General features: G+C 41.2%; 24 protein-coding genes. 19 read left to right on the plus strand and 5 right to left on the minus strand.

Annotation, left to right across the window (positions count from 1 at the left end):
• Positions 1-8: 8 nt before the first annotated feature.
• The 3 genes from ACSC9N_RS07100 to ACSC9N_RS07110 form a co-directional block, all read right to left on the minus strand.
• Positions 9-449: a GNAT family N-acetyltransferase gene (locus tag ACSC9N_RS07100; RefSeq protein ID WP_004696801.1), complete on the minus strand. Its 441-nt coding sequence runs from the start codon at positions 447-449 to the stop codon at positions 9-11.
• Positions 450-542: 93 nt separating this feature from the next.
• Positions 543-878: a type II toxin-antitoxin system RelB/DinJ family antitoxin gene (locus tag ACSC9N_RS07105; protein ID WP_005401138.1), complete on the minus strand. Its 336-nt coding sequence runs from the start codon at positions 876-878 to the stop codon at positions 543-545.
• Between the two features lie 112 nt (positions 879-990).
• Positions 991-1,905: a pseudouridine synthase gene (locus ACSC9N_RS07110; protein WP_005401139.1), complete on the minus strand. Its 915-nt coding sequence runs from the start codon at positions 1,903-1,905 to the stop codon at positions 991-993.
• Positions 1,906-2,026: 121 nt separating this feature from the next.
• Between ACSC9N_RS07110 and tsaE the strand changes: the two genes are divergently transcribed.
• The 4 genes from tsaE to hfq all read left to right on the plus strand — a co-directional run bounded on the left by tsaE (position 2,027) and on the right by hfq (position 5,999).
• Entirely contained in the window at positions 2,027-2,503 is a 477-nt protein-coding gene (tsaE, locus tag ACSC9N_RS07115) for a tRNA (adenosine(37)-N6)-threonylcarbamoyltransferase complex ATPase subunit type 1 TsaE (protein ID WP_010326867.1), read from the plus strand.
• Entirely contained in the window at positions 2,496-4,436 is a 1,941-nt protein-coding gene (mutL, locus tag ACSC9N_RS07120; RefSeq protein WP_010326866.1) for a DNA mismatch repair endonuclease MutL, read from the plus strand. Before tsaE ends, mutL begins: the two co-directional genes overlap by 8 nt.
• 6 nt (positions 4,437-4,442) lie before the next feature.
• Positions 4,443-5,387, plus strand: a complete 945-nt coding sequence (gene miaA / locus ACSC9N_RS07125) for a tRNA (adenosine(37)-N6)-dimethylallyltransferase MiaA (protein ID WP_010326865.1) — start codon at positions 4,443-4,445, stop codon at positions 5,385-5,387.
• A 93-nt stretch (positions 5,388-5,480) separates the two neighbouring features.
• Positions 5,481-5,999 (plus strand): RNA chaperone Hfq, encoded by a 519-nt coding sequence (gene hfq / locus ACSC9N_RS07130; RefSeq protein WP_063454285.1) that lies wholly within the window; start codon positions 5,481-5,483, stop codon positions 5,997-5,999.
• A 117-nt stretch (positions 6,000-6,116) separates the two neighbouring features.
• Here the strand turns inward: hfq and ACSC9N_RS07135 are convergent, their stop codons facing one another.
• Together ACSC9N_RS07135 and ACSC9N_RS07140 are read right to left on the minus strand one after the other, a co-directional pair.
• Complete coding sequence (locus ACSC9N_RS07135) at positions 6,117-7,421, minus strand: peptidylprolyl isomerase (RefSeq protein ID WP_010326863.1); 1,305 nt, start codon at positions 7,419-7,421, stop codon at positions 6,117-6,119.
• A complete protein-coding gene (locus tag ACSC9N_RS07140) occupies positions 7,421-9,880 on the minus strand; it encodes an LPS-assembly protein LptD (RefSeq protein ID WP_010326862.1) in 2,460 nt (819 codons plus the stop codon). Before ACSC9N_RS07140 ends, ACSC9N_RS07135 begins: the two co-directional genes overlap by 1 nt.
• A gap of 121 nt (positions 9,881-10,001) precedes the next feature.
• On the opposite strand from ACSC9N_RS07140, the gene ACSC9N_RS07145 reads away from it, so the two are divergent.
• From ACSC9N_RS07145 to ACSC9N_RS07215, 15 genes are all read left to right on the plus strand, one after another.
• The gene (locus ACSC9N_RS07145) at positions 10,002-11,018 is read left to right on the plus strand and encodes an aminoglycoside phosphotransferase family protein (RefSeq protein WP_010326861.1); all 1,017 of its coding nucleotides are present in this window, start codon (positions 10,002-10,004) and stop codon (positions 11,016-11,018) included.
• Entirely contained in the window at positions 11,015-11,704 is a 690-nt protein-coding gene (gene murU / locus ACSC9N_RS07150) for an N-acetylmuramate alpha-1-phosphate uridylyltransferase MurU (protein ID WP_010326860.1), read from the plus strand. Before ACSC9N_RS07145 ends, murU begins: the two co-directional genes overlap by 4 nt.
• Before the next feature lie 84 nt (positions 11,705-11,788).
• Positions 11,789-12,421 (plus strand): 16S rRNA (guanine(527)-N(7))-methyltransferase RsmG, encoded by a 633-nt coding sequence (gene rsmG, locus ACSC9N_RS07155; RefSeq protein ID WP_004984861.1) that lies wholly within the window; start codon positions 11,789-11,791, stop codon positions 12,419-12,421.
• A 25-nt stretch (positions 12,422-12,446) separates the two neighbouring features.
• Entirely contained in the window at positions 12,447-13,229 is a 783-nt protein-coding gene (locus tag ACSC9N_RS07160; RefSeq protein ID WP_005401148.1) for a ParA family protein, read from the plus strand.
• A complete protein-coding gene (locus tag ACSC9N_RS07165; protein WP_004696828.1) occupies positions 13,226-14,113 on the plus strand; it encodes a ParB/RepB/Spo0J family partition protein in 888 nt (295 codons plus the stop codon). The genes ACSC9N_RS07160 and ACSC9N_RS07165 overlap by 4 nt, the downstream gene beginning before the upstream one ends.
• A 35-nt stretch (positions 14,114-14,148) precedes the next feature.
• Complete coding sequence (locus ACSC9N_RS07170) at positions 14,149-14,802, plus strand: MotA/TolQ/ExbB proton channel family protein (protein ID WP_005401149.1); 654 nt, start codon at positions 14,149-14,151, stop codon at positions 14,800-14,802.
• An 8-nt stretch (positions 14,803-14,810) separates the two neighbouring features.
• Positions 14,811-15,233 carry an ExbD/TolR family protein gene (locus tag ACSC9N_RS07175; RefSeq protein WP_004696832.1) on the plus strand — a complete coding sequence of 141 codons (423 nt, stop codon included), beginning with the start codon at positions 14,811-14,813 and terminating at the stop codon, positions 15,231-15,233.
• A complete protein-coding gene (gene msbA / locus ACSC9N_RS07180) occupies positions 15,233-16,960 on the plus strand; it encodes a lipid A export permease/ATP-binding protein MsbA (RefSeq protein WP_010326858.1) in 1,728 nt (575 codons plus the stop codon). The genes ACSC9N_RS07175 and msbA overlap by 1 nt, the downstream gene beginning before the upstream one ends.
• A gap of 3 nt (positions 16,961-16,963) precedes the next feature.
• Positions 16,964-17,968: a tetraacyldisaccharide 4'-kinase gene (lpxK, locus tag ACSC9N_RS07185; RefSeq protein WP_010326857.1), complete on the plus strand. Its 1,005-nt coding sequence runs from the start codon at positions 16,964-16,966 to the stop codon at positions 17,966-17,968.
• An 8-nt stretch (positions 17,969-17,976) separates the two neighbouring features.
• Positions 17,977-18,738, plus strand: coding sequence for a 3-deoxy-manno-octulosonate cytidylyltransferase (gene kdsB, locus ACSC9N_RS07190; RefSeq protein WP_010326856.1), 762 nt, complete (start codon positions 17,977-17,979; stop codon positions 18,736-18,738).
• Positions 18,739-18,757: 19 nt separating this feature from the next.
• Positions 18,758-19,741 carry a DNA polymerase III subunit delta' C-terminal domain-containing protein gene (locus tag ACSC9N_RS07195; protein WP_010326855.1) on the plus strand — a complete coding sequence of 328 codons (984 nt, stop codon included), beginning with the start codon at positions 18,758-18,760 and terminating at the stop codon, positions 19,739-19,741.
• Between the two features lie 14 nt (positions 19,742-19,755).
• Positions 19,756-20,097 (plus strand): PilZ domain-containing protein, encoded by a 342-nt coding sequence (locus tag ACSC9N_RS07200; protein ID WP_010326854.1) that lies wholly within the window; start codon positions 19,756-19,758, stop codon positions 20,095-20,097.
• Between the two features lie 26 nt (positions 20,098-20,123).
• Positions 20,124-20,897 carry a TatD family hydrolase gene (locus tag ACSC9N_RS07205; protein ID WP_010326853.1) on the plus strand — a complete coding sequence of 258 codons (774 nt, stop codon included), beginning with the start codon at positions 20,124-20,126 and terminating at the stop codon, positions 20,895-20,897.
• 45 nt (positions 20,898-20,942) lie between these two features.
• Positions 20,943-21,557: a TetR/AcrR family transcriptional regulator gene (locus ACSC9N_RS07210; protein WP_004696845.1), complete on the plus strand. Its 615-nt coding sequence runs from the start codon at positions 20,943-20,945 to the stop codon at positions 21,555-21,557.
• 12 nt (positions 21,558-21,569) lie between these two features.
• Positions 21,570-22,139 carry a type II secretion system protein gene (locus ACSC9N_RS07215; protein ID WP_010326852.1) on the plus strand — a complete coding sequence of 190 codons (570 nt, stop codon included), beginning with the start codon at positions 21,570-21,572 and terminating at the stop codon, positions 22,137-22,139.
• The last annotated feature ends 20 nt before the right edge of the window (positions 22,140-22,159 follow it).

A 22,159-nucleotide genomic window follows, 5' to 3' on the forward strand; every position in this document is an offset into this window, starting at 1 on the left:
GCTGAATGCTATAGAAAGCAATGATAGGTCTTAAATTCATTATCCGCTACAAAGCCCATTGCTTCATATAAGCTGTGGGATTGATAATTATTTTTTTGCGTTTCAAGCGTAATACGAATGGCTTTTTCGTGTCGCGCAAACAAAATCGCGGTATCAATCAATTGTTTTGCTGAGCCATGGCGACGATGCGGTGGAGAAACATAAACATCATCTAAAATATAATAAGTTGCACAGGCCACAGAAGAAAAGCCTAAATACAGCAGCACAAAACCTGTAATCACATCGTCTTTGACATGAATGAAGATGACGCTTTGTTCGTTTTCAAGGCGAAGTTTAAGGAACTTTTGGGAAAGCGCTAAGTTGGAAGATGCACCATAAAATTGGCGATATTCATCAAATAATACAGCAAGTTTTTCTAAGTCTTCTAAAGTGGCACGTCTAACGATCATGTATTACTCCATGCTGTATTTATAATATTTACATGAAGCATACCTAAGTTTTGAAAGGGATATTTCTAAAATTTGTTTAGAAATGCAACACTGTTAAGTTTTGTCACTTTCTCCCAAGATTGCCGCTAATTCTTCAAAAAGATCACTATGTTCATCGTCTGCAAATAAATCATTGGTTGCAGTTGAGTCTGCGCTGGTGATGTGATCAACCGCTTTTTGTTCTTGCTTGAGCTTACGTAGCTTAATCAGCTGTTCAAGATTGATGTTCTGGTTTTCAATTGAGAATGGGATGGATTTGGTTAAAACCACTTGTCTGAAGAACAAACGAACGGCTTGCGCAGGCGTAATTCCCAGTTGTTTAAACACTGCAAAAGCTTGTTTCTTTTCTTGGGAATCGAGTCGAATTTGATAGACTTCTGTTTTTCTCATGATTTTTTAAATAATTTGAACGACTTAAGGGTAGAAGTTATTTTAATCAATTCCATTGTAATTTCAATATTCATACAATGGAATTTTAAATTATTTTGTAATGACAAGCAGATTACAATGTCAATTCAGAATTGGAGCTAAACTGCATAAGCTGTTGAGTTACTGGATCTTTAAATGAAAGATGCTTAGCTAATAGCTGTAAAGGCTGACTAAAATCATAGTCGGCTTTATGTACAACTTTAGGATAGAACGGATCATTTTTAATCGGAAGACCTAAGAAGTTGAGGTGTACACGGAGTTGATGTTGCTTCCCTGTCTCGGGTTTAAGCTCATATTTTGCCCATGTTTCATCATGTTCTAAAAGCAAGATCTCAGTTTCACTGTTCGGTGCTTCGTCTAGGACTTGCATGGTGTAGAACGGTTCACCTTTTTGCATATGTAGTTTTACTATGCGTGGAAATTTGAGTTCGCGGTTAAAAGGTGCAATCGCATGATAGGTTTTTTGAACCTGTCGCTCTGCAAACATTTGCTGATACATCCCTCGACTGTGAATGCATTTGGAAAACATCACTAAGCCAGCGGTTTCACGGTCAAGGCGGTGGATGGGCGTTAAATGCTCAATGCCTGTTTGTTTTTTCAGGCGCACCAATAGGGTTTGTTGAACATATTGCCCCGTTGGACTGATGGTCAAAAAGTGCGGCTTATCCACCACTAAGAAATGATCATTTTCAAATAAAATCTCATGCTGAGATGGCACTTCAATTTCGTGCGCTAAAAAGCGGTAATAAAACACATGCTGATTTTCAAGATATGCCGAATCTGTATGGAGTACATTACCTACAGCGTCATAGACCAAACCATCATGAAAACGTTGCTGCCACTCAGTTGCTTCAATATGCGGAAATTGGTCAGATAAATAAGCCAATACGGTGTGTGGTGCTGGCTTTAATTTAGGCAGAAACACTTTACTTGCGCTCACGCCATTGAGCATGGGAGGGCAAAATTCAGCAGGTTTTATGGTGAACATGATGTGCAGGCAATATCTAATCGGTTGGTGCAGTTAAATACGAGATTTCAAGCTTGTGGCTTGGGCATTTTGTGAGTCCAGTGCTATCATAATTGTTCTTTTGTCACTTGTCGTGAGTATTATGCAGTATTCATTTAATTTAACGCTCAATAATGAACAAGATACCCAAAATTTAGCACAAATTTTGGCACAGCATTTTACGACGGGTGTGGTGTATTTAATTGGGGATTTGGGTGCGGGCAAAACTACGCTAACACGCCATTATTTACAGTATTTAGGTCATCAAGGTTCCGTGAAAAGCCCAACCTATACCTTGGTTGAACCGTACCAAGTTCAAGAGCGTGATATTTTTCATTTTGACTTGTATCGTTTAAACGATCCGTATGAACTGGAGCTAATGGGCATTCGTGACTATTTGGAAACGCCCAATGCATTGTTTTTGTTTGAATGGCCGTCTAAAGGGGGCAATGAAATCCCTCAGGCAGACATAATTATTGATATTCAAAAATCTGAAGATGAACTGACACGGTCTGCTACCTTAAGTTTCCATTCAGTAGCATTATTACAAGCTTTAGAGAGCCAATTAAACAATGCATGATGATTTAAAGATACGCCGTATTCATACTTTGAATCCTGCTTTAGCCAACCAAATTGCAGCAGGTGAAGTCATTGAGCGTCCAGCGTCTGTGGTCAAAGAGTTACTTGAAAACTCGATTGATGCAGGTGCGACAGAGCTGATTATTCGGGTAGAGCAAGGCGGCAGTACTTTAATTGAAATCATGGACAATGGTCGAGGGATTCACGCTGAAGATCTCCCTTTGGCGGTGATGCGACATGCGACCAGTAAAATCCAAACCGCTGAAGATTTACATGCAATTGTCAGTTTAGGCTTTCGTGGAGAGGCTTTGGCTTCTATTGCAGCGGTTTCGCGTTTAACCTTGACCAGTAGTCAGGTGGATGATGGAATTGGCTATCAAGTTGAAGTCAATGGAACTGCATTTGATCGTCAAGAGATTCAGGCTGTAGCTGCGCCTAAAGGTACGCATATTCGGGTACAAGATTTATTTTTTAATGTGCCTGCACGTCGAAAATTCCTCAAAAAACCTGGCACAGAGTTTGGTCATATTGAGGAAATCGTCCGACGTTTAGCGCTGACGCATTTCGATATTCGTTTTGTGCTTGAACATAATCAAAGCATCAAATTGAATTTGCCGATTGCAGATAGTGGTGAGCTACGTTTTCAGCGCGTACAGCAGTTGCTAGGGCGTGCATTTACTGAAAATGCTTATTGGATGGATGCAGATAGCATCAACATGCGTTTAACAGGTTGGTTGGGACATCCCTCGGATGCGCGGGCTCAGGCTGACTTACAGTATGTTTATGTGAATGGTCGAATTGTTAAAGATAAAACCATCTCTCATGCGCTGCGTATGGCTTATGATGGTATTTTGCATGGACATCAGCATGCGGGTTATTTGCTTTTTCTGGAAGTAGACCCTGAAAATATTGATGTCAATGTACATCCGACCAAACATGAAATTCGCTTTTTGAATCAACGTGAAGTACATGAATTTGTACGTCACTATGCCAAAGAGACTTTATCGCAGTTTCAAACGGCAACCGCAGATTTATCTGATGCAATGAAGATTGCAGAGAATCAAGCTTCGATGTCTGTGCAGCCTCGTTATCAAGAGCCTTTGCAGTTGCATCGTCGTGTTGAGTCTGCACAAACTGGTGAGCAAGCCCCATCGGATGTGCTCACTGACTTTAGTTCAAATCAACCACAAGGTGTCCATTATTCGGCGCAACCTTCACGCTATCAGGGCTCACAACAGCTCAATAATGCCTTGCAAAGCTATTTAGCACCTCTGCGTGATGCTTCATCTGCTGTTGATCAAGCTCAGTCTTTGGCTGATTTTACAGTGCAAAGCACTAAAGTCGATGAGCATCCGTTGGGAATTGCCATTGCACAATTGCATGGTATTTATGTGCTGGCTCAAAATACAGAAGGGCTGATTATTGTTGATATGCATGCAGCGCATGAGCGTATTTTGCTACAGCAAATGAAGTCAGCGTGGGATAAACCAGAGTTTTGGACTTCTCAGCAGTTACTTATTCCCAAAGTGATTAATATCACGCGAATGCAAGCGATACGAGTGGAAGAGCTCAAAGATCAATTGGCGCGTTTAGGTCTTGAAATTGATCAATATGGCGATGAGCAGGTCATTGTTCGTGGTGTGCCTGCGATTTTACATAAAGCCAATTTTGAGGCGCTGGTACCTGAATTACTGAACGATTTAGATCCAAATGATGAAGCGCAGGGCTTACTGCAAAAGCGTGATCAAATTCTAGCGGGTATGGCCTGTCATGGTGCTGTTCGCGCCCATCGCATTTTGGGTCTTTCTGAAATGAATGCTTTGCTTCGTCAAATGGAACAAACTGAATTTGCCAGCCAATGTAACCATGGTCGCCCAACTTGGCGTGCGTTTCCATTGGCTCAACTAGATAAGCTTTTTGCTCGAGGAGAGTAGTTTTACATGTCAACTCAATTGCCGGTCATCAATTTAATGGGGCCAACTGCAAGTGGTAAAACTGCTTTGGCATGTCAGCTCTATGAGCAAGGAAATTTTGAACTGATATCTGTAGATTCAGCATTGGTTTTTAAGGATATGGATATTGGTACAGCAAAGCCGACTAAAGAAGAGTTGCTGCAATATCCACATCACCTTATCGATATTATTAGCCCATTAGAAGTCTATTCGGCTGCAAACTTTGTTGAAGATGCATGTGGTTTAATTGATGACATGCATGCGCGAGGTAAAACTCCGATTTTGGTGGGTGGGACTATGCTCTATTTCAAGGCACTTTTAGAAGGTCTTTCAAGCAATTTACCGAGCGCAGACTATGCTGTTCGTGCTGAAATAGAAGCAAAAGGTGAGAGTGAGGGTTGGTCTGCGGTCTATGCTGAATTATGCAGTGTGGATCCACTGGCGGGCGAAAAATTTAAAGTGAGTGATAAACAACGGATTATTCGCGCTTTAGAAGTTTACAAATTGACAGGGCAGCCTATTACTAAACTTCAAGCTGAACAACCTAAAAACGTGCCTTATCGCTATAATTTTCATAATTATGCTTTGATGCCAGACCGTGCCGAATTGCACCAAAGAATTGCACAACGATTGAAAATTATGTGGGACATCGGATTTTTAAATGAAGTGGAAGCACTTATGAAAAAATACGATTTAGATGAAAATTTACCCTCTATGCGCTCAGTTGGGTATCGACAAGCACTCGAATTTTTACAGAAAGGAGATAAAACTGTCGAAAAACAACGTAAAATGGAGGATAAAGCACTTTTTGCGACACGACAACTTGCCAAACGTCAATACACTTGGTTAAGATCTTTGCAAGAGGCACATAAATTTACAACGTATTGTACTATCACGCAGGCACAAGAAGACTTGCGAAACTGCTACGGATAAAGCAAAATTTAGCTACTATCTTTTTTATAATTTTTAATTGAAAAATAAAGATAGTTTTTTGCGCTGATTTTTAAATTTTTTTGGAGTTATAACATGTCTAAAGGTCAAACTTTGCAAGATCCGTTCTTAAATTCTCTCCGTAAAGAACGTATTCCTGTCTCTATCTTCCTTGTAAACGGTATTAAGTTACAAGGTCATATTGAATCTTTCGACCAATATGTTGTTTTATTAAAAAATACAGTAAGCCAAATGGTTTACAAGCATGCAATTTCTACAGTTGTTCCTGCACGTAACCCGCGTCCTGCTGGTGCACCTGCTGGCGCTGGTCAACAAGGCGGCTTTGGCGGTCAACAAGGTGGCTTCGGCGGTCAACAAGGCGGCTTCGGCGGTCAACAAGGCGGCTTTGGCGGTCAACAAGGCGGCTTTGGCGGTCAACAAGGTGGCTTCGGTGGTCAAGGTGGCTTTGGTGGTCAAGGTGGTGGCTTTGGTAGTCAAGGTGGCTTCGGTGGTCAAGGTGGCTTCGGTGGTCAAGGTGGCTTCGGTGGTCAATCGACTGGTTTTGATGGCGAATCAAAATTTGAAGACACTCAAGATGACGAAAATAATCGTTAATTGATTGTTTAAAAAAGCCTCTCACATGAGAGGCTTTTTTTATACCTAATTTTTAGTTTTCATCCAAGTGGAAAATAAAAAACCAGCATAAATGCTGGTCTTTCTATGTATCCAAACTTATGACTTGTTGTTCTTACGGTCTAAGTTCGGATCTTTAATTTCAACATAAGCTCTGTTACGGGTTTCACGTAACCAGCTATCAAGCTCTGCATCAAATTGACGCTCACCTAAAATTTGACGTGCCATACGCTCTTGGTATTCAGCAGTCATGTCTTGTTGACGTGTTTCAGTCACTTGAAGAATATGCCAGCCAAATTGGGTTTGGAAAGGTTTACTAGTTTGACCTACCGGTGTATTTTTCATGGTTTCTTCAAACTGAGGAACCATCACACCTGGGCTGACCCAACCCAAACTCCCGCCATCACGTGCTGAACCTGTGTCATTAGAGTAGGTTGAAGCTAAGACTGCAAAGTCTTCACCTTTTTGAACGCGGTTATACAGGCTTTCGATCATTTGTTTAGCATTTTCAGGGCTAACCACTTCAGAGGGTTGGATCAAAATATGGCGTGCTTTGTATTGAGGCACAATCGCTTTTTGCTCAGCACCTTTACGTTCAACTAGTTTTAAAAGATGTACACCATCTCGTACTGTAATTAAATCTGTGGTTTGTCCCACTTGGAGTGGACTCACACGTGCTGCAAGCTCGCTAGGGATGTCAGAAAGTGCTCTAAAGCCCATATCTGCACCTTCAACTTTGGTGCCAGCAGTACTGAGCTTTTTAGCAATTGCAGCGACGTCATTGTTGTTTGCTAGAACAGTTTTGACTTGCTTCGCCACAGCGTCAGCATTGTCACCTGAAACACGCACATGTAGCACATGTACTTGATTGCCAAGTGCTGCTTGACCTTGTGGGGTATTTAAGAAGTTTTTAACATCTTGGTCTGAAATTTGGATACGGGAGGTAACGATTTGTTGGCGCAAACGATTGATTGCTAAATCTTCAGCAACGCGACTACGCAAAGAAGCATAGGTTCCCGGTGCCATTTTATCGAGCTTTTGTTGGAATGCTTCTAGGCTTGTGCTACCAGATTGTTTTGCAACATTTAAAACCGCTTCATTCAAGCTTTTTTCATCAGGTTGAATGTTGTAACGCTTCACTTGTTCAAGCTGAGTCTGACGAATAATCAGTTGCTCTAATGCTTGTTGTGCCAAATATTGCTCTGGTGGGACTTGTTTCTTTTGGCTCTCAAGTTGATGTTTGAGCTCAGCCATGCTTGCTTCTAAGTCACTCTTCAAAATGACACTGTTATCGACAACAGCAACAACTTCATCCGACGCATGTACAAAAGTTGGAATAGCGGTTGCGAGAGCTAAAGCCAAAGCACTCGCTTTAAAAAATTGTTTGAACTGTTTTGTCTTCATTAACGGTCTGTCCAAGTCTGATTAATATTGTTAAAGCCTAGAATACGATTTTCTAGTAATGATGAAAGTTTACTGTTGAGTCCGCCTAAGCCTTTAAGCGTAATTTCGGCCATAATTGCACGTTTAGGTTCTACACCTGCAGCATTGACGTCATCCAAGTCGTTATAGTACTCACGACCATAAACGGAGATCCCCCAACAGCAAGACTCGTAATTGACACCAAGGAGGTATTCACGAGCGACATTGTTGTCTAAGTCATATTGAGCGTGGCCCATAATACGCCAGTTGTTATGGATAGGTTGTACAAAAGATGCAACCACTTGGTCGTAATGTTCTTGACGATCTGCAATTTCTTTACGATAGAAATAGCCAACGTTATAGAGGTTGCCTTTATCACCCGTAAAGTAAAGTTGTAAGTCGCGTTGCGCATTATCGCCATTCGCCATCCATGCTGAGTTTGCACCGAGGGTAAAGTTTTGCGAGAGCTGGCTAGATACGCTGACAATCGGCCCAGAGTGATTTTCTCTGTCAAAGACATCTGCTGTTTGGTCAAGCGTTACGCGGCGGTCTTCGAAATAATAGCTTTGGCCCACACTGGCTTTTAAGCGTTCTAAACCCACAGTATCAAATAAGCTATAACTTAAGCCCAGTGACAAGAAGTTATTGTCTTCTAGACGGTCATGGCCATAGAAGCGATTTGCACTAAACAACTGATCATAGTTGATCGATGCTGTTGCAGAGTCAAAGTTTGGTGCGTCATCTTGATTTTTATAGGGTGCATAGGCATAGAACATACGTGGACTTAACGTCTGTAAGAAAGTGCCTTCTTTTTCAAAGGTTAAACCTGCATCAAAAGTCACCTGTGGCACGACATAAGATTTGTCGTTCGATGAGCGGTTGGTGTTGTCAAACTCATTGATGGTGTCTTGATCGTAGAATGTGTTCACATTACGAATAGATACTTCAGGAATGGCGAAAGCCCACGGTGTACGGTAGTTGTAGCGTACAGAAAAGTCATTATAGACACGGGTGCCGCTTGGTTCAAAGCTATCGTTGGTATCACCGTCGATAGCCCCAAAGTCCTTTTTAAAGTAAGCCGTATCGTTGTTGAACTCGTACTCTAAACCGAGAGCGTTGCCTGCTTTATAGTTGAGTAAGAACTGTGGTAAACGTGCATACGGACGGTCAACGTAGGGTGTAGTTTCGTCTAGTGTTTGGAAGTCTTCAACTTTCAGTTGGGCTTTTAGACCAGGAATTCCATTTTTATAGTTTAACTCCCAAGCACGACGCAGGTTTAAGTCTGTCTTGGTGTTTGGGTTATTGCTTAAGTCAGTAAAGTAGTCTTTGTCTGAAGCATAGTTATATTCAAGGTTGGTTGAGAACTGTTCATTGATTTGCCAGTTATGTAAAAAGTGCAAATCTTTACGGTCTTCATCGTCATATTTTCGGTCAGAAGCTAAGTAACCCCCCCAAATTTGACCTGAACCAAAGTTTTCGGTTAGATAGCGGAACTCACCCTCAAACATTGGGCCGCGGTCGCTGATATAGCGTGGCGTAGCAGTCGCGTCGTAGTTAGGTGCTAAGTTGAGATAAACAGGTACTGCAAGCTCGACACCACCATCATTGGTGAAGCCAAAACTTGGTGTCAAAATACCGGTAGTACGACGGTCATCAATCGGGAAGTTGAAATAAGGAACTGCGAGAACGGGTACATCTTTAACATAAAGTTTTGTGCCGCGTGTTTCACCACGGCCAGTTTCTTGATTTAACTTAATTTCGTCTGCTTGGATTTTCCATGTTGGCGATTGCTCTGGTGGGCAGGTGCTATAAGTTGCATTTTTTAGCGTGGTGGTCGTTTGTGACTCACGTAGGATTTGTTCAGCCCGCCCATGCGCATGTTGTTCTTCTGAAATATAGAAACTGTTTTTCAGATCGCCTTGTTGAGTTTTTAGGTTGTAATTGATTTGGTCGCTTTGCGCTAATAAACCACTTTGCGCCATTTGCACGCGTCCTTCAGCATTGGCAAAAGTCTGAGTCTGGTCAATGGTGATTTTATCGGCACGAATTTGACGACCTTCTTGATCAATCAGAACATTACCTTCAAGAACAGAGTCACCTTGTGGGTTGTAGTGACCATAGTCCGCTGTAATGGTGGATGTCGCATTGGCTGCGTCAGCAGCTTTGGTTTCAGGGCTTACAGGGGTTAACCATGTGCCTTGGCAATACGCGGAGCTTAAGTAACGACCTTGGCGCTGTTGAGCTTCAGGAGATGACTTATCGACATAGTATTGTTCAAAAAACTTTTGCCCAGGATAGCTTTCTTGTAGTGCTTGTTTTAGCGATTGTTGTTCGTCTGAAATAGACGTGGTTGGTGTTGCAGCATAGCTTGTGATTGAGCTACCACAAAGAAGGGTAAATATCGCAGTCGCTAAAGGATTAAATTTAAACTGATGCTTCATGTGTCTCATTTACCAAGTATGCTTAAAACGCAATTAATTATTGTCGCATCATAGAGAAAAAGTTGATAAGTGGCTACACTTAGCACTTTAAAAACTCAGCCTGTATTAGAATTTATCGCAAATGAATACACAACGTGAACAATTGATACAAACATGGATTTCATCTGTACTTGGTTCAGATCAATTTGAAATTAACTTTTTAGCAGGCGATGCAAGTTTCCGTCGTTATGCACGAATCAAGTTGAATAATAAAACATTTATGCTGATGGATGCACCACCAGAAAAAGAAGATTGTGTGCCTTTTGTGACGATTGATGAATTTTTTGATACGAACGGTGTTCGTGTACCACATATTGTGGCGAAAGATTTGGAGCAAGGCTTCTTATTGCTTGAAGATTTTGGTGATGTGCTACTGTCTACACAGCTCGATGACAAGACTGTCGATGCACATTATGAGCAAAGTTTTAAACAGTTGATTCAATTGCAATCTATTGATGGTGAAGGTCATTTCCCAGCTTATTCTTATGAGAAGTTAATGACCGAAATGTCGTTGTTGACAGATTGGTTATTGCCAAGTTTACAGATTCAACCTTCTGATGATGAGTCTGCGCTGATTAAACGTACATTTGCAATTTTAGCCAATGCTGCTTTGGCTCAGCCTCAAGTGATTGTACATCGTGATTTCCATAGTCGTAATCTCATGCTTTTGGTAGATGAGCAAGAGCAAGGCGTAATTGACTTTCAGGATGCTGTGATTGGTGCCGATACTTATGATCTGATCTCAATTACACGTGATGCGTATGTGCAATGGAATCCTGAGCGCGTTTATCATTGGTTTAAAGTGTTTTATGACCTATTGCCAGCTTCTGCCAAAGAAGGGCGTGATTTTGAACAGTTTAAGCAAGATGCTGACATGATGGCCATACAACGGCATATTAAGATTTTAGGTATTTTTGTGCGTTTATTTGAACGTGATGGAAAATCAGGTTATCTGAAAGATTTACCACGTGTGATGTGGTATTTACTCGAAGAAAGCAAACCTTATGCAGAATTACAACCTTTCATGCAATTTATTTGCGATAAAGTGATGCCGAAATTTGAAGCAAAATATGGCAAATATGAGGTTGTTGCAGCATGAAAGCAATGATTTTGGCCGCGGGGCTTGGAAACCGTATGCGTCCTTTAACATTATATAAACCGAAACCTCTGCTTGAAGTTGGTGGCAAACCACTGATCGTTTGGCATATTGAAAAACTCAAGCAAATTGGGGTCACAGAAATTGTGATCAATTCTGCATGGTTGGCCGATGTCTTGATTGGTGCACTTGGCGATGGTTCGCAGTTTGGAGTGACTATTCGTTGGACGCGTGAAGAAGAGGGGCTTGAAACAGCGGGTGGTATTATCAATGCTCTACCACTGTTGGGGACAGAACCGTTTATTTTAGTGAATGGCGATGTTTGGACCACTTTTGATTTTGCATCTTTACTTGATGTGCAATTGGACGCCGATTTTGCGCATCTCGTATTTGTACCCAACCCGACACAACATCCCAAAGGCGACTTTATCTTAAATCAAGGGCGTGCTTATACCTTTGAACAAGAGCAGTCAGGCGAAGCACTGACTTATAGTGGTGTTGCAGTTATACATCCACAGATGTTTAAGGGATTGGAAGCAGGTAAGCGTCCGTTGGCTCCATTGCTAAAAGAAGCGATGTCTGCTGGAAAAATTTCTGCCGAGAAAATGCAAGCCGCATGGGTGGATGTTGGCACACCTGAGCGATTAAGTGATCTAGATCTACAGATTCGTCAAGGTATGTACGTTTAAGTGCATAATCACTAAGCGTTAGCTACTGTTCCACGGCTGAGAAATCGGTATACTTCAGTTTAATTTTATTGAGATGTCTTCTTTATGCATCCATTTTTTCAAGACTTAAAGCAAGGTAGTCAAAAGCTTGGCTTAGATTTGAGTGAAGAAGCATTAAATTTATTGCTGAAGTATCAAGACGCACTTGTGCTGTGGAACAAAGCTTACAATTTAACAGCGATTCGCGATCCTAAAGAAATGCTGGTGAAGCATTTATTAGATAGTTTAAGTATTTTAAAAGATTTGCCGAAAGGTCGTTTGCTGGATATTGGTACGGGCGGTGGTATGCCGGGCATGATTATTGCTCTATGCCAACCTGAGCGCCAATGTGTTTTGCTCGATTCCAATGGTAAAAAAATTCGTTTTTTAAAGCAGTTTATTGCAGATCTAAAATTAACCAATGTAATTGCAGTTCAAACGCGTGTTGAAAATGAAGATAGCATCCATGATTTGGGTCAGTTTGATGTGATTACCAGTCGTGCATTTGCTTCTTTAACCGATTTTATCAATGCATCGAAGCCTTATATGCACCAAGACAGCATTATTGCGTCGATGAAAGGCTTGGTTCCGCATGACGAAGTTGAAGCATTCAAAAACGAATTTAGTTGTGACATTATTGCGTTAAAAGTTCCACGTTTGGACGAACAACGACACTTACTTTTATTAAAACGTATCTAAAAAAATTCAAAGGATTGGGCGGGTCATGGCACAAATTATTGCGATTGCGAACCAAAAAGGTGGTGTAGGTAAAACCACAACCGCAGTAAATTTGGCTGCATCTTTAGCAGTACTTAAAAAGCGTGTTTTATTGGTCGATATGGACTCGCAAGGCAATGCGACCATGGGTTCAGGCATTCAAAAAAATGACCTACTGTATTCAGTGACCGATGTTTTACTGGGTGAAGTGCCTATAGAGACTGCGATTACCAAGGCGGAAGTGGGTTATAAGGTCTTGGGTGCAAACCGTGATTTGGCGGGAGTTGAACTTGCGATTGCTGAGCAAGAAGGGCGTGAATTTATTCTGCGTGACGCATTGCAAGAAATTGAACAAACATATGACTACATCATTGTGGACTGTGCGCCCAGCTTAAGCTTGATCACAGTTAATGCACTAGCAGCGGTGGATGGTGTGATGATTCCAATGCAGTGTGAATACTATGCTTTGGAAGGCTTGGCAGATTTAACACAGACCATTGATCGCATTCAACAAGCATTGAATCCTGAGTTAAAAATTATTGGTGTTCTACGCACCATGTATGATGCACGTAATGCACTGACACGTGATGTGTCTGAAGAATTAGAACAATACTTTGGCAAAAAACTCTATGACACGGTCATTCCACGTAATGTGCGTCTAGCTGAAGCACCTGCGCATGGTTTGCCTGTGATTTATTTTGAAAAAAGCTCGAAGGGCGCAGTTGCTTATTTACATTTAGCAGCTGAAATGATTAAGAAAAGCAAAGTGAAAAAAGGAAGTAACGCATGACCGTTAAGAAACGTGGACTAGCAAAAGGTCGTGGTTTAGATGCCTTACTCGGTTCCATTCAAAAAGAGAAATTACAACTTGAAGCACAAGCTCTTGATCACGGTCAGCTAAAACAAATTGATGTGCATTTATTGCAGCGTGGTGAATATCAGCCACGTCGTTTTATTAATGAGCAAGACTTACAAGAGTTAGCAGCATCGATTGAAAAACATGGTGTGATGCAGCCGATTGTGATTCGTCCAATTGATAATGAAAAGCATCCCTATGAAATTATTGCGGGTGAGCGTCGCTGGCGTGCGGCTCAACTTGCTGGCTTAACGCAAGTCCCAGCCATTGTTCGTGATTTAACAGACCAAGTTGCAATTGCACTGGCGTTGATTGAGAACATCCAACGTCAAGACCTTAATCCGATTGATCAAGCGATGGCATTACAACGTTTTCATGAAGAGTTTGGTTTAAGTCATCAAGAAATTGCGGATACGGTAGGTAAAGCGCGTACCACAGTCAGTAATTTGCTGCGTTTATTAAGTCTAGCTGAGCAAGTTAAAGACTTTATGCAGCAGGGGTTATTGGATATGGGACATGCTCGTGCCATTTTGACTTTGAAAGGGAAAGATCAACTGAAAGTCGCAGAATTGGTGATAGAGAAAAGTTTATCCGTTCGCCAAACTGAACAATATGTTCGTGATCTCAATGCGCCGAAACAAGAAAAATCGAAAACGGAAATTGCACCAGATCTTCAACAATTGACACAGCGCTTAACAGATCGTTTTAGTGCAAATGTCAAAATTGATCATAATAAACAAGGGAAAGGCAAGCTCACGATTCATTATCATTCACTAGATGAGTTGGATGGTATTTTGAATATTTGCTTAGCTGAATAATTTTATTTTCTATTTTAAATACTTGGGGAAGTGTTATGTGGGAATTGGTAAAAGCAGGTGGGTGGCTTATGCTGCCCCTTGTACTCTGTTCGATCTTTACTGTTGCGATTAGCTTAGAGCGTTTTATTCGCTTAAAGAAATCCGCTATTTTACCGAAAGATTTGCTATTAAACCCAGCGCAAAGCGTACAAATGGTTTTGCCTAAACTTAAACAAAATCAGGATTTACAGGCAACGACATTGGGTCGTATTTTGGAAGCTGGTTACCAAAGTAAGGCACAAGGTGAACAGTTTGCACGTGCGCAGATGGAAGCAACAGCTTCTCAAGAAATTGGTTATCTTGAAAAAAATATCAATTTTTTAGGAACATTGAGCGCTGTCGCGCCTCTTTTAGGATTGTTGGGGACTGTATTAGGTATTATCGAGTCATTTTTAATGATTGATATTGGGAATAGTAGTAATCCAACACTGATGATTCCAGGGATTTCTAAAGCACTGATTACAACTGCAGCAGGAATGTTCATTGCGATTCCTGCATTATTTGCTTATCGTTATTTTCAGCGTTTGGTTCAAGAGTACGTTGCTGAATTAGAGCAGCAATCGACTTTGTTTCATGCGGCTTTATTTTATAAGAAAACAGAAACTGTGCTTGAAAACCACGATGATGTTGTTGTGAAACAAGCGAGCTAAGGTGAAGTATGAAATTCAAACGCTCGCAAGTTGAAGATGTTCATATTAACCTTACACCAATGATTGATTGCTTATTATTTATTTTGGTGTTTTTATTGCTGACCACTACATTCAATCAATTTAGTCGTATGAATTTAACCTTGCCTGATGCGCAAGGGGTTCCGCCGAAAACATTTGATCATAAAATCGAAGTGGTGGTAGATTCCACAGGGCATTATTCAATTAATGGTCAGTCTATCGCATCGAAAGATGTTTCAGAATTAAATACCGCAATTAAACAGATTTCCAATGACCGTCGTGATCTAATGTTTGTGATTGCTGCGGATGCAAAAGCAACCCATCAGGATGTGATCCGTGTGATGGATGTGGCCGGTCAGTTGGGATTTGTAAATATCAATATTAGTACCAAAGTGCCTTCTCGAGGTTATTAGTGAAACACGATTTTAAAGTTTATCTACGTCTACTGAGCTATTTAAAACCTTATTGGGGCGTAGCAATTCTTGTGGTGGTCGGTTTTGCTATAAATGCCGCGACAGAGGTTTCTGTTGCTAAATTACTTGAAAAAATTATTGAAGCTATTCAACACCGTGATCAAGGTTTTACAACCTTGTTCCCAATTTTGGTTGTTGTGGTAATGTTTTTCCGTGGGCTGGGTTTGTTCATGGGGGGGTATTTTACGGCTGTCATTTCTAGAAACCTGGTCTTTAATATTCGCCAAGAAGTTTTTGCAAAATTATTGCGTCTTCCTGCACAGTATTATCTGGATAATAACAGTGGTCATATCACTGCGAAGATCATGTTTAATGTGGAGCAGCTTACCGCTGCATCTTCAGAATCATTAAAAACTATTGTTCAACAAGGTCTAATCACCATTGCACTGTTGGGGTACCTGATTTATAGCAATTGGCGTCTGACCTTGTGTATTTTGATTTTTGCACCGTTGATTGGTTTACTTATCCGTAAAGCGGCAAAGCGCATGCGTAAGCTTTCTATTCAAGTCCAAGATACCATGGGTGATGTCAATCACGTGGTACAAGAGACGGTCAATGGTCACTTGGTGGTAAAAGGTTTTGGTGGACAGGCTTATGAACAACAACGCTTTAGAGATACATCTTTAGAGAATTTACGTCGTGGCCTGAAAATGGTGGTTGTGCAGCAGCTGAACAGTCCTGTTGTCCAATTAATCATGTCCATTGCTTTGAGCATCGTCATGTGGATCGCACTACGCCCAGAGATTTTACAGGATACGAGTGCAGGTCAATTTGTGGCTTACATTACTGCAGCGGGTATGTTGAGTAAGCCAATTAAAGCGTTGACTGACGTGAATGAAAAGATTCAACGGGGTATGGCTGCAGCACATTCAGTTTTTGAAATTTTAGATTTACCAGAAGAAAAAAATACTGGGGCTTTAACTCCTGTACTGAAAGGTAATATTGACTTTAAACATGTGAATCTGGTTTATACCGATGGCCATCACGCATTGCATGATTTTAATCTGAGTGTAAAAGAAGGTGAAACAGTCGCTTTAGTAGGGCGTTCTGGTGCTGGTAAAACATCTTTAGTGAATTTACTGGTGCGTTTTCAAGATACGACCTCTGGCCAAATTCTCTTTGATGGTGTTGATATTCATAATATTGAAATCAATAGCTTGCGTACTCAAGTGGCAATGGTTAATCAGCAAGTGGTTTTATTTAATCGCACTGTACGTGACAATATTGCGTATGGTCAGCTTGAAAATGCCTCGGATGAAGAGGTGATTGCAGCGGCAAAAGCAGCTTATGCACATGACTTCATTATGGCTTTACCACAAGGCTACAATACCAAGTTGGGTGCACAAGGTCTCAATTTATCGGGCGGTCAACGCCAACGTATAGCCATTGCTCGTGCGATTTTGAAAAATGCGCCTGTATTGATATTGGATGAAGCCACCAGCGCGCTTGATAATGAATCAGAGTACTTTATTCAGCGTGCCTTCGACGCTGCAATGCGAGATCGTACCACGATTGTGATTGCACATCGATTATCCACCATTGAAAATGCAGACCGTATTGTGGTGATGGACAAAGGGCGTATAGTCGAGCAAGGTACACACGCTGAACTTATTGCTAAGCAGGGTGCTTACTATCAGCTACATCAGCGTAATTTTGAGGAAAACTAAGTCATGTCAGGTGCACAGTTTATTCAGGATGCTTGGAACTCACAGGCAAAGTGGTTAATTGTGCTTCGTCCGCTGTCTTGGCTATATCGTGGCGGTTTTCTTTTAAACCGTAAGTTGTATCGGTGTAATATTAAAAAAGCCTATACGGCTCCTGTACCTGTCATGGTGATTGGTAATATTACCGTGGGTGGAAGTGGTAAAACTCCTCTGCTCATTCACTTGGTGAGTTATTTACAAAGTAAAAATATTCGAGTGGGTGTGATCAGTCGTGGTTATGGTGCCAAGGGCCCATTTCCGACTATGGTGGATCTGAACTCATTACCTGAAAATGTAGGTGATGAGCCAACGCTCATCGTGCAATCCACTGATGTACCGATGGCAGTGGGTCCCAACCGCCAAGAAAGTATTGAACTGCTTTTATCTCACTATCCCATTGATTTGATTATTAGTGATGATGGGCTTCAGCATTGGGCATTGAATCGTCAAATTGAATGGATTGTCCTAGATAATAATCGTGGACTAGGTAATGAAAAGTTATTGCCTGAAGGTTATTTGCGAGAGCCGAAGTCTAGACTGGATCAAGGCATAGTGATTGAACATGCAGATCATCCTACTCGTACTATGCACATGCACTTAGAAGTTGCAGAGCCTTATTTGTTGAACAGTATTGAAGCAAAAGCTTTCAATCCGCAAGATGATTTTTATGCGGTCGTGGGGATTGGGTTTCCGCAGCGTTTTTATCGTACTTTAGAGCGTATGGGGGTGCAGCAGTTCCAGTGTCATGAGTTTGCCGATCATTATGAATATGAGTTAGAGGATTTGGTCTTTGATGATGCCAATCCTATTATTACCACTGAAAAAGATGCAGTGAAAATTTTAGCGTTGCTCAAACAAAATCCTAGTTTTGCCCGTGATATTTGGGTTGTTCCTGTCGATGCAGTGTTATCGACGGCGTGTTATGACACCTTACATCAACAGCTCGCCGCTGTAGGTATTGAAATTTCTTAAGGTCTTTTATGAAGCATATTGTTATTCCTGCGCGTTTCGCAAGCACACGTTTATCTGGAAAACCACTCCTTAAAATTCATGGCCGTGAAATGATTTTACGGGTCGTTGATCAGGCGAAGAAAGTGGAAGGTTTTGATGATCTCTGCGTCGCAACGGATGATCAGCGAATTTATGACCTTTGCATGGCAGAAGGCGTGGATGTGGTGTTGACCTCAGCGGATCATCCTTCGGGAACAGACCGCCTAAGTGAAGTGGCAAAAATTAAGGGCTGGGCCAGTGAAGATATCATTGTCAATGTTCAAGGTGATGAGCCTTTATTGCCAGCGACTTTAGTCAAGCAAGTCGCACAACTTTTAGAGTCACAAGCTGAGTGTTCAATGTCGACCTTGTGCGAACCAATTCAGCAGTTAGATGAATTTAAACGTGACAGTATTGTTAAAGTGGTGATGTCGAAGTACAAACAAGCACTTTACTTTAGTCGTGCTACTATTCCATATGACCGAGATGCTGCAAAACAAGTGCAACAAACGTTGCATAACCAAGCCTTCCGTCATTTGGGCTTGTATGCTTACCGCGTGAAATTGCTCCAAGAGTATGTGACATGGGATATGGGTACACTTGAAAAGCTCGAAAGCTTAGAGCAACTGCGTGTTTTGGAAAATGGACATCGTATTGCTATTGATATCGCAGAAGCAAACTTACCACCGGGTGTGGATACACAAGAGGATTTAGATCGTTTAAATGCCATGGATGTGGCTCATTTTGCATAATAGAACTTAGGTCGTATACATGAAGCAAACGCTGCCTGAGCAGATTTATCCGTGGCATCAAAATGTTTGGGAAACTTTAACCACGCGATTTCCCAATATTGGTCATGGCTTATTGTTTTATGGAAAAAAAGGTTGTGGTAAAGAGATTTTTGCTGAGCAGTTTCTTGCTTGGGTCTTATGTGCGAAGCGGCAGCCAAATCATTTGGCTTGTGGGGAGTGTGGGAGTTGTCAGTGGTTAAAGGCGGATACACACCCCAATTATGTGCACATCACTACCGATGAAGACAATAAGAAACAAAATGCCAAGATCAAAATTGAGAAAATTCGTGATCTGCTGCCTTTTGTGCAGCAAACGGTAGATGGTTGGCGCGTCATCATTATTGAACCAGCCGAAGCTTTAAATACAGCTTCAGCCAATGCTTTATTGAAAACGCTTGAAGAACCAGGTGATCGTGTTGTTATCATTTTATTGGCAGATCATTATTTAAAACTGCCTGCAACCATTCGCAGTCGTTTGCAACATTTTGCTTTGGATCGCATAAATGAACAGCAAGCAGAGCAATTTTTAAATCAGCATTTGTCCCATAACGATTTGGCACAGCAACATTTGTTGATGAATTTGTCCAATCATATGCCGTTGCAGGCAATTACATTGTCCGAGAGTGAATGGATCCCTCAACGTGCTGAATTTTTAAAAGATTGGCAAAAGCTGGTGATGGATAAAAATATGCCGATGGCAATTGCGACCAAGTGGAATAAAGCGCTAGCATTTAGTGATTTTAGTCAAATGTTTGAGTACTTGTTGTCAGATTTGATTTGTGTCAAGCTAAATCAGCAATTAAAAAACACTGATTTGGATTTCAGTGTGCTGGCAGAACGGTATTCACTTGAAACTTTGTTTTCAATTTATGCTGAGCTGCAACAGTCAAAACAATATATTGAACAAAACGTACAAACTAATTTAGTGCTCGACCAATTGTGTATTCGGTTGATGGATGTTTAAAACAGGGGAATTTTATGCAACCACGTATGGGCGGAATCATTCAAGCCAATATTCCAGATAAAGCAACATTATATGCAAGCTATATGCCTTTTGTGGTTGGTGGTGGTTTATTTATTCCATCCAAGCAACCTGTAAAGATGGGAGAAGAGGTCTTTGTTTTGGCAACATTGCCAGAGCAAGCACAGAAAATTCCTCTAACCGGTAAAGTGATTTGGATTTCGCAAAAGCAAAATGGAATCAAACTCCAAGGATTTGGTATTCAACTTTCTGGGGAGAAAGGGGTTTATTACAAATCAGAAGCGGAAAAGTTGCTTGCAGGTCTTAAGTCTGAAGGGCGAAGTAGTTACACTATGTAATTAAGTACATGAAGTAGGAAACGCCTGTGTTTGTAGATACGCATTGCCATTTAACCATGCTAGATTTAATCCCTTATGATGGGGATTTGGATTTAGCATTAGCGCAAGCACGTGCAGCGGGCGTTCATCGCTTTATGAGTATCTCGGTTGATATTGATGATCATATTGAGCTAGCAAAAATTGCGGCACGGCATGATGATGTGGGCTATAGCGTCGGGGTACATCCTTGTGAAGATCCTGAAACCATGGCTCGTGCGACCACAGACTATTTAATTGAGTTGGCGCAGCCTGAAAAAGTTTGGGCAATTGGTGAGACTGGGCTCGATTATTTTCATAGTACAGATTTCATCGCTGAGCAAAAAGACTGTTTTGCACGACATATTCATGCTTCACAAGCTGTAAAAAAACCAGTTGTTGTGCATACCCGTTCTGCCAAGCACGATACTGTCGATATTATTCGTGCTGAAAAATCGACCCATGGAATTTTGCATTGCTTTACAGAAGACTGGGAAACGGCCAAAGCTGTCTTAGACTGCGGTTACTATGTGTCATTTTCAGGGATTGTATCTTTTAAAAATGCGCAAGACCTGCGTGATGTGGCGAAGCAAGTTCCTTTAGATCGCCTATTAATTGAGACAGATAGTCCTTATTTAGCACCGATGCCATATAGAGGAAAGTCTAATGAACCAAAGTACGTTCCTTATGTAGCCAAAGCCTTGGCAGATGTATATGATAAGTCCTTGGAAGAGATGGCTTTCATCACAACACAGAACTTTGAAAACCTTCTCAACATGAAGTAAATAAATTGAAACGATAAAAGCGTATAAGAGAGTACTAGGGTGAAAATGGATCGTCAGGCTCAGTTTCGAGCAAGAGAAGCGTTAATTTTCCAAGTGGCTGAACAGTTGCTTTTAGAGAATGGCGAAGCAGGGATGACCCTTGATGCATTGGCTGCGGAATTAGATCTAGCAAAAGGTACGCTCTATAAACATTTTCAAAGTAAAGATGAACTCTATATGTTGCTCATTATTCGTAATGAGCAAATGTTGCTTGAAATGATTAAAGATACAGACAAGCAGTTCCCTGAACATCTTGCTTTTTTTATGTTACATCATTTGCATCATCCTGAACGCACGGTGCTGTTTCATCAAATAGAAGAGCGATTATCGACAACGGGTGTTGGGATCTATCATTTATTTACTGAGCTTTATCAAATTCGAAAGCAACGTCTACGTTTAATTATCCGTATGACCGAGCGGTATTTGGAGTCGATAGAAAGTCAAATGACAGTTCGTGATTATTTGGCATCGATTTGGTCTTTAACGCATGGTGCAGCTGCGATTTTGAACTCTAGTTTTTATCAACGGTATTTGGGTTCGCGTGATACTTTGCGCGTGGCCTACATTGACCAAGCTCTGGCGATGCCTAAACAAACGGGCGCAGCAGGATATCTTGCTTAGCGGATAGGATGTATGAAACAGAAACCACCTTCAAGGATTCAAGGATTTACACTGGTTGAATTGATGGTGGTTATTGTTATTATGGCCATCATGGCGTCATTGGTGATGTTGAATATCAATGGGGTCGATCAACGTAAAGCAGCGCAAGCCCGTGATTTTTTTATCATGGATGTACAGAAAATTGCACGTGAGGCAAATGATCAAGCACGTGTTTTGGCACTAGAGGTTCATCCTGCGACCGATGTGGCTGATTTTTCTTATGCTGTTGTTGAATATAAAAATCCTCAATTTACCATACCCACAGAACAACAAAATAATGCAATGCTGAATCATCAAAAATGGCAAAAATATAATGAGTTCCCGCAGCAAGTGTTAGCCAAAAATGTTTCTTTTGCTGTGCAATCCTTAGACTATGATGTTTCCCCAGCCCGAAACGATGATTTAACCCAAGAGAGTGCACCTAAACTGATTTGGTTGGGGAATGGCGAAGCAAAACCTGTTCGTATTCAATTTTATTATGCCAATGAGCCCGTGGGTGCAGAAATTGAAATTGATCATTTGGGTAAAATAAATGCGAGCTAAAGATTTAAAGAATAGTCTGC

The organism is Acinetobacter sp. PC34 (assembly GCF_051789135.1).
GTDB classification, from domain to species: Bacteria; Pseudomonadota; Gammaproteobacteria; order Pseudomonadales; family Moraxellaceae; genus Acinetobacter; species Acinetobacter johnsonii.

Excerpts from the sequence above, each read along its gene's own strand:
- mutL (WP_010326866.1), top strand. The coding sequence starts at position 2,496 with ATGCATGATGATTTAAAGATACGCCGTATTCATACTTTGAATCCTGCT.
- ACSC9N_RS07100 (WP_004696801.1), bottom strand. The coding sequence starts at position 449 with ATGATCGTTAGACGTGCCACTTTAGAAGACTTAGAAAAACTTGCTGTA.
- ACSC9N_RS07110 (WP_005401139.1), bottom strand. The coding sequence starts at position 1,905 with ATGTTCACCATAAAACCTGCTGAATTTTGCCCTCCCATGCTCAATGGC.
- lpxK (WP_010326857.1), top strand. The coding sequence starts at position 16,964 with ATGTCAGGTGCACAGTTTATTCAGGATGCTTGGAACTCACAGGCAAAG.
- ACSC9N_RS07175 (WP_004696832.1), top strand. The coding sequence starts at position 14,811 with ATGAAATTCAAACGCTCGCAAGTTGAAGATGTTCATATTAACCTTACA.
- kdsB (WP_010326856.1), top strand. The coding sequence starts at position 17,977 with ATGAAGCATATTGTTATTCCTGCGCGTTTCGCAAGCACACGTTTATCT.
- murU (WP_010326860.1), top strand. The coding sequence starts at position 11,015 with ATGAAAGCAATGATTTTGGCCGCGGGGCTTGGAAACCGTATGCGTCCT.
- rsmG (WP_004984861.1), top strand. The coding sequence starts at position 11,789 with ATGCATCCATTTTTTCAAGACTTAAAGCAAGGTAGTCAAAAGCTTGGC.
- ACSC9N_RS07105 (WP_005401138.1), bottom strand. The coding sequence starts at position 878 with ATGAGAAAAACAGAAGTCTATCAAATTCGACTCGATTCCCAAGAAAAG.
- ACSC9N_RS07135 (WP_010326863.1), bottom strand. The coding sequence starts at position 7,421 with ATGAAGACAAAACAGTTCAAACAATTTTTTAAAGCGAGTGCTTTGGCT.
- ACSC9N_RS07195 (WP_010326855.1), top strand. The coding sequence starts at position 18,758 with ATGAAGCAAACGCTGCCTGAGCAGATTTATCCGTGGCATCAAAATGTT.
- tsaE (WP_010326867.1), top strand. The coding sequence starts at position 2,027 with ATGCAGTATTCATTTAATTTAACGCTCAATAATGAACAAGATACCCAA.
- ACSC9N_RS07140 (WP_010326862.1), bottom strand. The coding sequence starts at position 9,880 with ATGAAGCATCAGTTTAAATTTAATCCTTTAGCGACTGCGATATTTACC.
- miaA (WP_010326865.1), top strand. The coding sequence starts at position 4,443 with ATGTCAACTCAATTGCCGGTCATCAATTTAATGGGGCCAACTGCAAGT.
- ACSC9N_RS07165 (WP_004696828.1), top strand. The coding sequence starts at position 13,226 with ATGACCGTTAAGAAACGTGGACTAGCAAAAGGTCGTGGTTTAGATGCC.
- ACSC9N_RS07160 (WP_005401148.1), top strand. The coding sequence starts at position 12,447 with ATGGCACAAATTATTGCGATTGCGAACCAAAAAGGTGGTGTAGGTAAA.
- ACSC9N_RS07170 (WP_005401149.1), top strand. The coding sequence starts at position 14,149 with ATGTGGGAATTGGTAAAAGCAGGTGGGTGGCTTATGCTGCCCCTTGTA.
- hfq (WP_063454285.1), top strand. The coding sequence starts at position 5,481 with ATGTCTAAAGGTCAAACTTTGCAAGATCCGTTCTTAAATTCTCTCCGT.
- ACSC9N_RS07215 (WP_010326852.1), top strand. The coding sequence starts at position 21,570 with ATGAAACAGAAACCACCTTCAAGGATTCAAGGATTTACACTGGTTGAA.
- ACSC9N_RS07200 (WP_010326854.1), top strand. The coding sequence starts at position 19,756 with ATGCAACCACGTATGGGCGGAATCATTCAAGCCAATATTCCAGATAAA.
- ACSC9N_RS07145 (WP_010326861.1), top strand. The coding sequence starts at position 10,002 with ATGAATACACAACGTGAACAATTGATACAAACATGGATTTCATCTGTA.
- ACSC9N_RS07210 (WP_004696845.1), top strand. The coding sequence starts at position 20,943 with ATGGATCGTCAGGCTCAGTTTCGAGCAAGAGAAGCGTTAATTTTCCAA.